The sequence below is a fragment of the Trinickia mobilis genome (assembly GCF_017315705.1).
In the GTDB taxonomy this organism is placed as follows: Bacteria; Pseudomonadota; Gammaproteobacteria; order Burkholderiales; family Burkholderiaceae; genus Trinickia_A; species Trinickia_A mobilis.
Genome location: NZ_JAFLRF010000013.1, coordinates 103,680 through 116,790, shown reverse-complemented (window position 1 = coordinate 116,790; position 13,111 = coordinate 103,680). Strand labels below are relative to the sequence as shown.

Below are 13,111 nucleotides of genomic sequence, written 5' to 3'. Positions count from 1 at the left end.
TCGATGCTGATAGCGTGAGCCCGGATGTGTGATTGAATCCAGAATTGACACATGGGGCCGGACTACCGTGCCGGCTGCGGTCAGGAAGACACTCGGTGCAAAGCCTGGCACACGATTGGCGTGGCACGTCATGCCGGATGGATACGTCCTGGTGCGGGCGAAATCGACGTCAATTCTCGAACTGGCGGGAATTCCGAAATCTGATGTTACGGTCGACATCGAAGATATGAACCCCTGGCGCGACTAGAGGCGGGCCATTCGACGACCGAGTGCGGCAGGCTTGACGCTCATGCCAGTGCTTCGGGCATGACGGCGGAGCCGACTCCAATCATCCATCCCTCGACCTGCGCCACGGCGCGTTGTGATGTGGCGGGAAAGAAGAGCATCGAGGACCACATTCTTATCCCCACATTTTGTTGGCAAAGCTTTGGACAAGCTGCGGGCAGCTGCGATAAGTAATTGATACATTAGGCATTCTTGTCACTGGCACAATCGCCAGCAAAGACTCAAGCTCATGTCGCTTCACTAAGGCCGCCGACATGTCTCGTCGCTACGTTCCACGAACTTAGTTGATAGCCACGCCTAGTACCTCGCCGACGCTGGTCCTCCGTCAGGCTACGCCGAGGTAAATACCACCGCGCCAACGTCAGCAAATTCGCGACATCACGCGCTCGGACGGGCACCTTCCCAAGCACGCTGCAGTAGTGCTCTGAGTGGCTTTTTCTCAATCGGTCGCGGGTTCCAGTAAGGGTTCGACAGAGCCACCTCACATGCGTAGTCGAGGTCAGCTTCGTTCAATCCAATCTCATGAAGGCCATGCGGCACTCCAAGCTCTTCGTTCAGTTGATATAGGCCGTCAGGGGCGGAGTCTACGTCCAGCGCCCTAGCGATTCGCCCCATCGCTTCAGCCGCGACATTGCTGTTGTATGCGAGAGCGTGAGGTAGGACGATTGCATGCGTCTCAGCATGAGGCAGGTTGAACGTTCCGCCCAAGGTATGGCAAAGCTTATGATGAAGCGCCATGCCGACGTTACCCAGCACCATTCCGCAAAGCCACGCACCATAGAGACACTCACTGCGCGCCGTCTTGTCCTTGCTGTTCTTCTTCACCCCACGAAGCCCGTTAGCGAGCGCTCGAATTCCTTCCTCCGCCATCAACGACATGACCGGATTGCCGTCTTTCGCATACAGCCCCTCCGCTGCATGGGCGATGGCATTAAGACCGCTGACAATCGAGAGCCGAACTGGCAGTCCGATGGTCAGTTCCGGGTCGTATAGGACTGTCCTGGGGATAACCTTGACTTCGCGACCTGTTTTTTTCAGACCGCTCTCAGTAATCCCGTAGATGGGAGTCATCTCCGACCCAGCATACGTCGTCGGTATCGCGATAATCGGCAACGACGATTCGAGCGCAATTGCCTTACCGAGGCCAATCGTGGAACCGCCACCGATAGCCACCGCGCAGTCCGCGTCGACAGACTTCGCGTGTTCGCGCGCACGGCGGGCGTTCTCGATGGGCACATGCATCTGGGCGCCGTCGAAGACGCCTGCGCTTGAAGGGCCGAGGAGAGAAGAAACCACTTCAGCTTGAGCTTTCTGCTCGGGGGTACAGAGAACCAACGCCCGGCGTGCGCCCAACGTCTCGACTTCTTGCTGAATCAACTTCATGCTTCCAGCGCCGAATACGACTCTGGACGCCTGCGTGGTGTAGGTGAACTCATACATGAAATTAGCTTCCTGTGTCGTCAAGCAGTACATCCTGCTTACACGTAGTCGACCTGGTGGCGAGCAATGCGAACGTCACCCACGACCAGCTTCACCCGCAGATGCTCAGGGTGCGAGGCATACGCGTCGAGCGACTCCTGGCTTTCGAATTCCGTGTACAAGACGACATCGCATGCGTAGTCCACCGCGCTGACATCCAGCCCAACTTCCAGCCTGGTTAGCCCGGGAATCTTTCCGCTTAGACTCTCGAACGCCGTCTTTACGAGCATCGCGGATTCCTTCTTTTGCTCGGGATTCTCACCGCGAACGTTCCACATCACGATATGCTTGACCATAGTTATTTCCATTAGCCTACTTATGAACAGGCCAAATGTTCGAAATGCAATCTCATGACTCAAGTCTGCATTTCAGCTGGGCCTGGCCATGCATCCGGCCCTGCTGACCAATCCGGACTGCCGTAGAACGGAGCAGTTACGCCTTGTTCTTGTTGTACACGTCGACGAACACGGCCGCGAGAAGCACAATGCCTTTGATGACCTGCTGATAGTCCACGCCGATGCCCATAATGGACATGCCGTTGTTCATGACACCCATGATGAAAGCGCCGACGACCGCACCGACGACCTTTCCGACACCCCCCGATGCCGACGCACCGCCGATAAAGCATGCTGCGATAACGTCGAGCTCGAATCCGGTGCCAGCCTTCGGCGTTCCGCTATTCAGACGTGCGGCGAAAATCAGGCCTGCCAGCGCGGCGAGGACGCCCATGTTCACGAAAGTCAGGAAACTCACTGCCGGAACGCTGACGCCTGACAAGCGCGCGGCCTTCGCGTTGCCGCCAACCGCGTAAATGCGACGGCCGATGGTCGTGCGATTCATGATGAACGTGTACACGCCAATCAGCACACCCATGATGACGAGTACGGTGGGCAGGCCACGATAGGATGCGAGCAGGTAACAGAAGAACACGATGAGTGCGGTTAGGACGACATTCTTCGCCACGAACATCGAGAACGAACCACTTTCGACTCCGTGTTTTGCCGCACCGGCGCGATGCCGAAGCTCAATCACAAAGAAGAGAACACCGACGAACACGCCGAGGACGATAGAGGTGATGTGAAGCGACTGTCCGTGAAAGACGTCAGGGATGAAGCCTGAGCTGACCGCACCGAACGCGTCAGGAAACGGGCCAATGGACTGCCCTTGGAGCACGAGGTTCGTCATGCCACGGAAGACCAACATACCGGCTAACGTCACGATGAACGACGGCATCCGCCAGAACGCAATCCAGTAACCTTGCACAGCGCCAATCAGCGCGCCGGCCGCGATACAGATGATGGTTGCCCAGACATAGTTGACGTCGTACTGCACCATCAACACGGCTGCCAAGGCACCGACCAGACCTGCCGTAGAGCCAACTGAGAGGTCGATGTGACCTGACACAATCACCATGAGCATGCCAAGCGCCATGATGACGATGTAGCTGTTCTGAAGCACCAGGTTGGTCAGGTTGAGCGGCTGCATCAACACGCCACTGGTCGAGACCTGGAAAAACACCATGATGATGACAAGCGACAGGAGCAGCCCATATTCGCTGCCGATACGCTTGACCATTCCGAATACTTCGCTTTTCTTGACCTCGGCGCCTTCGGCGGCTACCGGAGAGAGTGCCTTACGCATTTTGAATGTCTCCATTTCGCATAATCGCTCGCATGATGCTTTCCTGCGAGGCTTCTTCTGCGGTGAATTCGCCGACAAACCGGCCTTCGTTCATGACATAAACGCGGTCACACATGCCAAGAAGTTCGGGCATTTCCGAGGAAATCATGACCACACACTTACCCGCCGCAACCGCCTGATTGATGATGTTGTAAATCTCGTACTTCGCTCCCACATCGATGCCTCGCGTGGGTTCGTCGAGAATCAGCACCTCGGGTTCGGAGAACAGCCACTTGCTCAGCACAACCTTCTGCTGGTTGCCGCCCGACAAGTTGCCAACGACGTGGGTGACGCCTTGAGCGCGGATTCGGAGCTTTTTGAGGAAATCGGCCGCAACCGTTATTTCCGCGTGCTCGTCGACGACGCCAAGTTTTGATACGCCGGACAGATTCGCCAGCGTGATGTTTCGCTTGATGTTGTCGTCGAGAAGCAGGCCATTGCCTTTCCGGTCTTCGGTCACGTAGGCGATGCCCGCCTTGATAGCCTTCTGGACCGATGAAGTGTCAACCTGTTTTCCGTGCATCAGTACCTGGCCAGTAATGTCCTGGCCATATGTGCCGCCAAAAACGCTCATGGCCAGTTCAGTACGTCCAGAACCCATCAGCCCGGCGATGCCGACGATTTCGCCCTTGCGGGCCTTCAGATTGACGCCTTTGATGATGGCGCGGTCCCGCTGCGTGGGATGTTGGACACGCCAATCCTTGACTTCAAAAATCACTTCGCCGATGTCCGGCGTACGCGGCGGGTAGCGGTCGGACATCTCCCTGCCGACCATCGCCTTGATGATGCGGTCTTCGCTCACGCTCTCGGCTTTACAGTCCAGCACATCAACGGTCGAGCCATCACGAATAACGGTGATTCCGTCGGCGACTCGTGAAATCTCGTTAAGCTTGTGCGAGATGATGATTGACGTCACGCCGCGCGACTTCAACTCGAGAAGGAGGTTGAGCAGCGTGTCACTATCTTTCTCATTCAGGCTTGCGGTAGGTTCGTCCAGAATCAAGAGGCGAACCTCTTTGGACAATGCCTTGGCAATCTCGACAAGTTGCTGTTTCCCAATGCCAAGCGTGGCGACGGCTGCGTCCGGAGAATCTGTAAGGCCCACTTTCGCCAACAGTTCTTTCGCCTTCGAGCGCGATATATGCCAATCGATGACGCCGCGCTTCGACTGCTCGTTACCGAGAAAAATGTTTTCGGTAATCGAGAGCATGGGCACGAGCGCAAGCTCTTGATGGATGATGATGATTCCGACCGCTTCGCTGTCGGAGATGTCGGCGAATGCACGCTGCTGACCGTCGTAGAGCACATCGCCTACGTAAGTTCCGTGCGGATAGACGCCACTCAAGATTTTCATCAGGGTCGACTTACCTGCGCCGTTTTCTCCACATATGGCGTGAATCTCGCCTTTACAGACCCTCAGATTCACGTTATTCAGGGCTTTGACTGGGCCAAAGCTTTTCTGAATTCCGCGCATCTCCAGAATGGTATCCATGGTCACATTCCTCCGATTGGTCACGCCCGAAGCGTGCCTGCGCGACGCGGGGGTCTCACTGGGTAGCCCCGCTCCGCTCACGTCCAAATGTCTTACTTGACTTGCGCCTGCGTGTAGTACCCGCTCGTAACGAGTTCCGACTGGTAATTGCTCTTGTCGACGAGAACAGGTTTCACTAGGTAGGTCGGAACAATCTTGGCGCCGTTGTTGTAGCTCTTCGTGTCGTTGATGGGCACCTGCTTGCCGGTCAGCGCATCGTCAACCATGTCGGCCGCGACACTAGCGAGCTTGCGCGTGTCCTTGAACACGGTTGACGTCTGGTCACCGCGAACGATGTTCTTCACGTTCTGAATGTCCGCGTCCTGTCCCGTGATGATGGGCATTGCTTGCTGACCCGAACCGTATCCCACACCCTTGAGAGACGAGATGATGCCAATCGCCAGCGCATCGTTCGGCGCCCAGACCGCGTCGAGGTGGTCCTTGCCATAAAATGCGCTCAGCAAGTTGTCCATCCGAGCCTGAGCGGTCGCGCCATCCCAGTTGCGCGTCGCGACCTTTTCGAAGGCAATCTGTTTGCTCCGAATCACGAATTTGCCGCTGTCGATGTACGGCTTAAGAACCGACATGCCGCCCGCGTACACCATGTGTGCGTTGTTGTCATCAGAGGAACCGCCGAACACTTCAATGTTGAACGGGGTCTTGCTGCCGGCTTTCTGCCATGCGCTGACGATGCTCTGCGCTTGCAGAACACCGACGCCGTAGTTGTCAAAGGTCGCGTAGTAGTCGACGTCCTTGGTCTGGCTAATCAGGCGGTCGTACGAGATGACCTTGATGCCTTTCTTCTGGGCGAGCGCCAGAGCGTCAGAGAACGTCTTACCGTCGATAGGCGCGATGACCAGTGCCCTGACACCCTTCGCGAGCATGTTCTCAACCTGGTTCACCTGTGTCGGAACGTCGTAGTTCGCGTACTGCAGGTCGGACGAGTAGCCTTTCGCTTTCAGCGCGTCGACCATGCTTTTTCCGTCGGTAATCCAGCGGGATTCGGTCTTGTCGGGCAGCGAAATTCCAACGACGCCCTTGTCTTGGGCGAAGGCTGCACCAGACGTTGCTGCGAAAGCTACCGAAGCGGCCAGAACGACCGCGACACTCTTCAAAATCTTCATGACATCGTCTCCTATTTAGGAATGCGTATTTAACTTTCCGGTTTATGAAATACGGAATCTTCGGCTAACGCACGACGGCGCCAGCCATTCGAATCCTTAACCGATAAACACCTCTGCACCAGCTTCTTTGGACGAGGCGAACATGGCCTCGATAACACGGCTGATGTTGTATGCCTGCGTGGCGGGGACAACCGACGGCGTGCCATTGCGCAATGCATCGAAGAACGCGCTCGACTCGCGGTCGAAGTACACCGGATTGCCGATTTCAGCGATGTCGGGTGAATACTCCGTCTTTTTCGTCGCCCAGATTTCCGGGAAGCTGGTCTCTTGCCACTCGGTCCAGCCCTCCGGATGGTCGCCTTTACCCGCGTCGTAAATCTTGTAGCTCGCGGGCAGCGAGCGCGACGACATGATGCCTTCCGTCCCGTACGCGGTGATATCCCAACTCTCGGTCCACGGCAGAACGTCCCAGGACATGAAGTCGACGGTGACAATCTTGTCTTCGTAGTTCAGCACCGCACCCGCTGCATCTTCACGCGATTCGTCGCCATGGAAGTTCGGGAACTTCGTGATGCGCGCGTTCACAGAGCGCGGCAAGCCGAAGTGCAGAAGGATGCGGTCGATGAGATGGCAGCCGATAACGAACACGGCACCGCCAATGTCGCCGGGCTGAGTCATGTGCGGGGTTCCCGCCTCGTCGTGCGAGCAACCGCCGTGAGCGCGCACCTGAACGACTTTCCCGAGACGGCCGCTTTTGAGCGCGGCTTGCATTGCGTCGACCGAAGGAGCGAAGCGCCAGCAGTAGCCGACCTGCACCAGACCACCCGTGCGTTCCACTGCCTCGACGATGCGTTTCGCATCCGCCGAACTACGGCCAGCAGGCTTCTCACACAACACGGACTTCCCGGCTTCGAGCGCTTCGATGGTCAAGTCCGCCATCTTTTCACTCTTGGAGTGGACGAGCACGACATGAACATTCTCGTCCGCCAGGATGTCTGCCTTCGAGCGGGCTTCGAGACCGAGCGCGTCGACGAACGGCGTGAGCAGCGGGCTCGTATCCCAGGCACCGAGCATCTTTGCGTCAGTACGGCGCTGGATTGCCTTAACTCGCCCGGACGTGTGCGGGTGCGTGATGCCAAGACATGCCACGCCAAGCGTTTCGTTGGGACCAATTTTTCGCGTCATGACTTATCTCCTCCAAATTGCGAGTTACACCTTGACTGCTTTGCCCGACAGCGCGGACTCGAGTGCGGCGTCCGCCAGGCGCAGCGCCTTAAGCCCGTCCTGCACGGACGTAGGCAGCGGCGAATTCGTGTTCAGTGCCTCGACGAAAGCTTCGAGCTCGGCCTTATACGCAGCCTCGTAGCGTTCAAGGAAGAAGTTAAGCAGCGGCTCGCGCACGTCAGTCGCTTCCTTCGACCAGCGGCGAATCGTCGACGGACGGAGGTTTTCTTGGAGGAGCATGCCCTTGGAACCCGACACTTCCATGCGCTGGTCGTAGCCATAGACGGCTTCGCGGCAGCAGTTGATGTGGCATTGCTTGCCCGAAGCGGTGCGCAGTTGAACCATCACCGTATCGAAGTCGGTCAGCTTTTCCAGCGACTCGTCGATGAGGCGGCTAGCCATGGCCATCACTTCGACTGGTTCCTCGCCGAGCAGCCAGCGAGCCATATCCAAATCGTGGATGACCATGTCGCGGAAGATGCCACCCGAGTGTTCGACATAATCGCGAGGAGGCATGCCCGGGTCGCGGCTCGAGATGACGACTTGGCGCACTTCGCCAACATCACCCGCATCGATTGCCTTGCGGAACGCCTGCGACGTCGGGTCGAAGCGGCGATTGAAGGCTAGCATGACGCGACCACCTTGACGTTCGACCTCGTTCGCTGCGGCGAGCGACTTGTCCATGTCGAGGTCGATGGGCTTTTCGCACAGAACAGCCTTGCCGCGCTTGACAGCCTCGAGCATGAACGTGATATGCGTGTCCGTCGGCGTGCCGATGACCACCGCGTCGATATCTTTGCGTTCGAGCACGCCTGCGGGGTCCGTCGAGGCTTCGCAGCCGAGGCGGGTCGCCAGCGACTTAGCTGCGCTTTCGACCGGGTCTGCCACCACGACCAGTTGTGCGTTCGGGCTCGCGGCGACGTTGCCAGCGTGAATGCGACCAATGCGGCCTGCACCGAGAACAGCGATTCGAATCATGTGAGTCTCCAGAAATAGGTTGTCGTTGAAGGTCAAGGCCTTCAGGCAGCGGTCGCGCTTTTTGCCGAGAACTGTGCGATGGTGGAGTCGAAAGCGCGCTTTGCCATCTCATCGAGCGGGAATTTACGGTGCACCTCAGAGATGAGCTCCACGCCGTAGTACGGGAGCGTGCAGCCTGCTTGCTCGAGCGCATCGACGAAGGCCGGGCAGTCGCCTGCACCTTCGCCACAAAGCTGGCGGTTAAAGGTCGAGTCGTCGAACAGCGACCCTTTGACCTGAGCACCGACGTCGTCCATCTCAACACCCTTGATGAAGCGCGCCGGAATTCGGGCGACCTCGCTATACGGCGTGTTGGCGCGAGCAACGTGCCAGTGGTCGACCATCAGACCACCGTTAGGCTGGTTTGCCCCTTCTGCAACTTTCAGCGCCTCTGCAACGTTTCGGATGGGAGAAAAAGGCATGAACTCGATTGCGACCGTCGCACCGACTGTCGCCACGTCGCTGCAAAGTTTTGCGAATTCGTCAGTCATGCGGGCGAAATCGGACGGATTTTTGTCGAAAGGGCTCGCGCCGATTTTCAGATTGCGCATGCCCAGTTCGCCGCCTAGTTCGATGAAACGGCGACGGCAATCGTCCGATTTGGCGCGCGCTTCGCCGTCGAAGTACCAGTCCATGAGGATTTCGAGCTCGAAGTACTTCATGCCCGTGTCATCCAGCAAATTCTTGACGCCGGATAGTCCGTACTTCTCGATGCTGTACTCGAGGTCATCGAGAATCAGACCGACGCCGCTCCAGCCGGCACGCGAAGCCGCTTCGCAGCGGTCACGCAACGGGAATGGGCTGATTTCGTTCGGTGCACACGGATAAACGTCGCCAGCGAGGGTCCAGTACGCAGCCAGCAGTTCTTTCTTCGTGCTCATAGGTAGTAGTCCTGTGTCTCTCAATGTCATCTGTTTGTGGCGGCACGCTACCGCGTGCCAGACGATTACGGGATTGCCCGAACGGGCTTGCTGGACGTCGCGAGAGTGAAGTCCCACGACACCAACCAAAACGGCGACGAGAACCCAACGCGCTTCGCGGCTTCATCGTCGTCAATCTGGTTGAAATCAGCGATGAGTTCACGCTTGACGCCGAAGACCGCGTCTTCGGGCAGATACGGGCAGTCGGGCGTGAAAATGTGAGTGATGACCGGGTCAAAGCCAGGTGCAGTCACGATGAAGTGCAAGTGAGCGGCACGATTGGGGTGCCGGCCCATTGCGCTCAGGAGCTTTCCCACTGGGCCATCCGAGGGAATCGGATAGTGACGCGGCTTGACGGACTTGAACCAGTAGCGCCCTTCGGCATCCGACGTAAAAACGCCGCGCAGATTCGAGTCAGGCTGAATGCCCTTCTGCTGCACGTCATAGAATCCGTCGTCGTTGGTCTGCCAGACTTCAAGCTTTGCGTTCGGAATCGGTTTTCCCTTGATGTCCGTCACGCGACCTTCGACAACCATGGGTTCACCCTTTCCATCCAGGCAGATGTTCGCGCCGTTCGGATACTCGGGTGCGTTGGCAACGTAGAAGGGGCCGAGAATCGTGTTCGGCGTGGCACCGCTCGGACGACGATGGTTGATTGCATCGACCAGCATCGAGACACCGAGGATGTCCGAGAGCAGGATGTACTCTTGCCGCCAGTCGGTACACATTTGACCAGTCTCGGTCAGGAAGCGGACAGCGGCGAACCACTCTTCATGCGTCGGTTCGATTTCTTTGATGGCAGCATGGAGATGCTTGACCAGAACCGACATGACCTGGCGGAGCCGAGGGTTTGCATCGTTGCTCATGCGTGCATTGACTACCTCGGCCGAACGAGCTTCATCGAAGTACGGCGACGAGGACTGAACTGTAGAGGTTGAGCTTTGCATTGCGTGTCTCCATCAATCTTTCTGTAGCTTTGAGATGAGTCTATATTCGCCGTGGGTGGCAAAACAGAGCTAGAAAGGGAAAGTCTTTCGCGCTAAGTGGGAAGAAGCCTCAATTGTGGCGAGCGCGGGGCTCACGCCGTCCAATGCCGCTCGTACTCGTTCTGATGGAACCGCTCTACAAGCGCGTCAATGAACAGCCGGACCTTTACAGGTAGATGTGAGCGGGTCTGAAAAGCGATGTTCATGGTCAGCCGTGGCAGGTCCCAATCATCAAGCACCGGCACAAGGCGACCTGCCTTGAGGTCGTCGTAGATGATGTATTTGGGCTGCACCAGGATGCCCATGTTGTCTAGCGCGGCGAGACGCAATATCTGGCCGTCATTCGATTCCACCAAAGGCTTCACTCTGACAACGACGTTCTCACAACCACGTGTGAATGAAAGCTCGCGCGGATTGTCGGCGAGTTGATAGTTCAGCAGCCTGTGCTTCGCGAGCTCTGCTGGGAAGCGAGGGCACCCGTTCGCCTCGATGTAGCCGGGCGAGGCAGCCAATATGCGGCGCGTCGACGCCAGTCTTCTAATCGTGATGTTGCTGTCTGGCTCAAGGACTTTCGTACGAATCGCGACGTCGATGCCGTTCTCGATGATGTCGCAGTAACGGTTGGCCGCTACCACGTCCACCGAGATGTCGGGATAACGCGCCGTGAAATCAGGAAGCATCGGCGCAATGTGCAGCATGCAGAACGACAACGAGGCGGTGATGCGGAGGACACCGCTTGGACGCACAACCGCCTCTTTGACTACGGCTTCCGCTTCGCCAAGGTCAGCGAGGATAGATTTGCAGCGCCGATGATATTCGGCACCAGCCTCAGTCAGAAAAAGATTACGCGTTGTTCTGCGAACCAATTGGACGCCGAGCCTCGCCTCCAGCGAAATCAAATACCTGCTCGCCGCTGAGATGGAAAGCTCGACAGCTTCCGCAGCTCGGCTGATGCTGCCTGTCTCGGCCACCTCGACGAACAGCTGTAGTTCCTTGAACTGGTCCATGCCCTTGCACCATTACGCCTTCTCCGCCCGCATCCGGGTTGAATGCGAGAGCACGCGCGACCTTCCTTAGTCATTTTGTGTGTCGCGTTGGCATCATAATAGTGCCGAGATTCTATCTTTGAGTCACAAAAACACATCAATAATCTATCAGTTCAGCCGATTCGGCCGCCTCATGGCGCCATGCATGGTCTGCGAGGGCTCGAGCAAACTCGGCCGGCTCCCAGTCCCCCCGAAGCGCTCGCAGCATCATCTGGGCTTGGCTCTCCGGCGCGAGTCCTTTGGCAGGCGGGTCTCTGTCCAGGTTGGTTGGGAACGAATAACCTTCTGCGCACGAGGCAATCACCGACAACGCCTCAAGCTCGGTTATGTTGCCTGTCTTCAAGCGGTCCCGCAGGACGGGGTACAGGGTTTCGGACATGCGCGTTCGATTCACCACTTCCATCGCCCGACCATAAGCCGACGAGATTTGAAGCAGGTTTGCCATGCGCTGAACGTCGCTCGTCCGGTTTGCGCCGGCTGCGTGAAATAGCGCCGGATTGAAAAAGATGGCATCGCCCTTGACGAGCGGCACCTGGACGAAGTGGTTCTCGAAATACTTCCGGAAATCAGGTCTACGCCAAGCCACGTAGCCTTGAGCGTATCGCTGCGAGTAAGGCAGGAGCTTGGTTGGGCCGCTCTCAACAGGCATATCGCTGTGCGCGACAGCCCCTTGCAGCGTGAGAAAAGGCGACATCGCATGCACATGCGCTGGAAAAGACGCTGCTACCTCCGCTGACTGAAATCCCAGATGGTAGTCACGATGAGCTTGCTGCGCCTCGCCGCCGGGCCTGACAACATTGACCTGGGACGTCATCTGAAAACACGGGCCGAGCCATGCCTCGGCGGCCGCCGGCAGCCAGCGGTTCGAAAAGTAAGAGGCAAAGACCTCAGGTGCCGCAACGCAAAGCTTTTCCTGTGCGTTCCAGATACGGTCGTTCGCGCCTGCTTTCGCGAAATGGTCAGCCTTCGTGCCCGATTTCTTTTCGGCTTCAATAATCGACTCGAAAACCGCTGTTGCCTCATCCACGCACTCAGTGTCGGTAAATGCGCGCTTTAGCACGAAGACGCCTGCTCCAGCCCGCAAGACCTCGGCCCATTCCGACAGCAAATAAGCCCTCTCTTCGTCAGATGAAACCACCTCTTCCAAATCTCGGCATTCGTATACAGGAATCCCTTGAACCGACGTTGCAGCGTAGTGCGGCGTTCGCTCCCGTCCCGCGTTGAGCAGTGTCACGAATTCACCCAAGCTGCAGTCGCTTTCGCGATACCAGTGAGTTCGCGCAGCGAGATAGTCTTCTCGTTGGTAGTCCATTCGTGCCTCCTATTTTCGATGTAGGATAGCTCGCAAAGCACAAGGTAAAATCTCAGAAACGCATCAAAAAACTATCAATTGAGGAGGGTCGGATTGGCTCACCGCTTCTTGATTAAGGAAATAGCCCTTCAGGCAGGGCTTGGGGTGGCGACTGTTGATAGGGTGCTGAACGGACGCGCAAACGTTCGGGAGCACACGCGCAATCGGGTCGAGCAGGCGATAAAAGAACTCGAGAAACAGGAGCTGAACCTGGCAAGCACGGGGAGGAAGCTCATCGTCGATGTCGTAGTAGAAGCTCCGGCTCGGTTCAGTGACGAGATAAAGAACGCGCTCGAAGGAGAACTAGCCTTGATGCACCCGGCGGTTGTTCGTCCGCGTTTTCTGTTGCAGGAGACGATGACGACGCACGAAGTCGTGGAGGCTCTCCGGGCCATCGCCCGACGAGGAAGTCACGGGGTTTTCCTGAAGGCCCGCGACATTCCCGAAATTGCAGAGGCGGTCGCAGAG

General features: G+C 57.3%; 13 protein-coding genes. 2 read left to right on the top strand and 11 right to left on the bottom strand.

The features are described from left to right. Positions 1-28 precede the first annotated feature (28 nt). On the top strand, positions 29-247 hold the full coding sequence (locus J3489_RS38875) for an AbrB/MazE/SpoVT family DNA-binding domain-containing protein (RefSeq protein ID WP_374193466.1): 219 nt from the start codon (positions 29-31) through the stop codon (positions 245-247). Between the two features lie 416 nt (positions 248-663). Here J3489_RS38875 and J3489_RS19745 read toward each other — a convergent pair whose 3' ends face one another. From J3489_RS19745 to J3489_RS19695, 11 genes are all read right to left on the bottom strand, one after another. Continuing rightward, entirely contained in the window at positions 664-1,725 is a 1,062-nt protein-coding gene (locus J3489_RS19745; RefSeq protein WP_207000898.1) for a maleylacetate reductase, read from the bottom strand. Positions 1,726-1,763: 38 nt separating this feature from the next. Next, the gene (locus tag J3489_RS19740) at positions 1,764-2,060 is read right to left on the bottom strand and encodes a Dabb family protein (protein ID WP_207000815.1); all 297 of its coding nucleotides are present in this window, start codon (positions 2,058-2,060) and stop codon (positions 1,764-1,766) included. A 136-nt stretch (positions 2,061-2,196) separates the two neighbouring features. Continuing rightward, positions 2,197-3,420, bottom strand: coding sequence for a multiple monosaccharide ABC transporter permease (gene mmsB, locus J3489_RS19735; RefSeq protein WP_374193465.1), 1,224 nt, complete (start codon positions 3,418-3,420; stop codon positions 2,197-2,199). Next, positions 3,398-4,936, bottom strand: coding sequence for a multiple monosaccharide ABC transporter ATP-binding protein (mmsA, locus tag J3489_RS19730; RefSeq protein WP_207000811.1), 1,539 nt, complete (start codon positions 4,934-4,936; stop codon positions 3,398-3,400). The genes mmsB and mmsA overlap by 23 nt, the downstream gene beginning before the upstream one ends. Positions 4,937-5,028: 92 nt before the next feature. Continuing rightward, the gene (gene chvE, locus J3489_RS19725; RefSeq protein ID WP_289623112.1) at positions 5,029-6,099 is read right to left on the bottom strand and encodes a multiple monosaccharide ABC transporter substrate-binding protein; all 1,071 of its coding nucleotides are present in this window, start codon (positions 6,097-6,099) and stop codon (positions 5,029-5,031) included. Between the two features lie 96 nt (positions 6,100-6,195). Next, positions 6,196-7,284 (bottom strand): Gfo/Idh/MocA family protein, encoded by a 1,089-nt coding sequence (locus tag J3489_RS19720; RefSeq protein WP_207000809.1) that lies wholly within the window; start codon positions 7,282-7,284, stop codon positions 6,196-6,198. A 24-nt stretch (positions 7,285-7,308) separates the two neighbouring features. Beyond that, the gene (gene iolG / locus J3489_RS19715; protein WP_207000807.1) at positions 7,309-8,301 is read right to left on the bottom strand and encodes an inositol 2-dehydrogenase; all 993 of its coding nucleotides are present in this window, start codon (positions 8,299-8,301) and stop codon (positions 7,309-7,311) included. A gap of 41 nt (positions 8,302-8,342) precedes the next feature. After that, positions 8,343-9,221 (bottom strand): sugar phosphate isomerase/epimerase family protein, encoded by an 879-nt coding sequence (locus J3489_RS19710; RefSeq protein WP_207000804.1) that lies wholly within the window; start codon positions 9,219-9,221, stop codon positions 8,343-8,345. A gap of 65 nt (positions 9,222-9,286) precedes the next feature. Next, positions 9,287-10,207: an intradiol ring-cleavage dioxygenase gene (locus tag J3489_RS19705; protein WP_207000802.1), complete on the bottom strand. Its 921-nt coding sequence runs from the start codon at positions 10,205-10,207 to the stop codon at positions 9,287-9,289. 131 nt (positions 10,208-10,338) lie between these two features. Then, on the bottom strand, positions 10,339-11,253 hold the full coding sequence (locus J3489_RS19700) for a LysR family transcriptional regulator (RefSeq protein WP_207000800.1): 915 nt from the start codon (positions 11,251-11,253) through the stop codon (positions 10,339-10,341). Between the two features lie 136 nt (positions 11,254-11,389). Continuing rightward, on the bottom strand, positions 11,390-12,604 hold the full coding sequence (locus J3489_RS19695; RefSeq protein WP_207000798.1) for a phytanoyl-CoA dioxygenase family protein: 1,215 nt from the start codon (positions 12,602-12,604) through the stop codon (positions 11,390-11,392). 93 nt (positions 12,605-12,697) lie between these two features. On the opposite strand from J3489_RS19695, the gene J3489_RS37715 reads away from it, so the two are divergent. Beyond that, a partial coding sequence (locus J3489_RS37715) for a LacI family DNA-binding transcriptional regulator (RefSeq protein ID WP_242540139.1) occupies positions 12,698-13,111 on the top strand: 414 nt, incomplete at its 3' end.

Bases quoted from the DNA above. Each gene is read 5' to 3' on its own strand.
- J3489_RS19745 (WP_207000898.1), bottom strand. From the start codon at position 1,725: ATGTATGAGTTCACCTACACCACGCAGGCGTCCAGAGTCGTATTCGGC.
- J3489_RS19740 (WP_207000815.1), bottom strand. From the start codon at position 2,060: ATGGTCAAGCATATCGTGATGTGGAACGTTCGCGGTGAGAATCCCGAG.
- mmsB (WP_374193465.1), bottom strand. From the start codon at position 3,420: ATGGAGACATTCAAAATGCGTAAGGCACTCTCTCCGGTAGCCGCCGAA.
- mmsA (WP_207000811.1), bottom strand. From the start codon at position 4,936: ATGGATACCATTCTGGAGATGCGCGGAATTCAGAAAAGCTTTGGCCCA.
- chvE (WP_289623112.1), bottom strand. From the start codon at position 6,099: ATGAAGATTTTGAAGAGTGTCGCGGTCGTTCTGGCCGCTTCGGTAGCT.
- J3489_RS19720 (WP_207000809.1), bottom strand. From the start codon at position 7,284: ATGACGCGAAAAATTGGTCCCAACGAAACGCTTGGCGTGGCATGTCTT.
- iolG (WP_207000807.1), bottom strand. From the start codon at position 8,301: ATGATTCGAATCGCTGTTCTCGGTGCAGGCCGCATTGGTCGCATTCAC.
- J3489_RS19710 (WP_207000804.1), bottom strand. From the start codon at position 9,221: ATGAGCACGAAGAAAGAACTGCTGGCTGCGTACTGGACCCTCGCTGGC.
- J3489_RS19705 (WP_207000802.1), bottom strand. From the start codon at position 10,207: ATGCAAAGCTCAACCTCTACAGTTCAGTCCTCGTCGCCGTACTTCGAT.
- J3489_RS19700 (WP_207000800.1), bottom strand. From the start codon at position 11,253: ATGGACCAGTTCAAGGAACTACAGCTGTTCGTCGAGGTGGCCGAGACA.
- J3489_RS19695 (WP_207000798.1), bottom strand. From the start codon at position 12,604: ATGGACTACCAACGAGAAGACTATCTCGCTGCGCGAACTCACTGGTAT.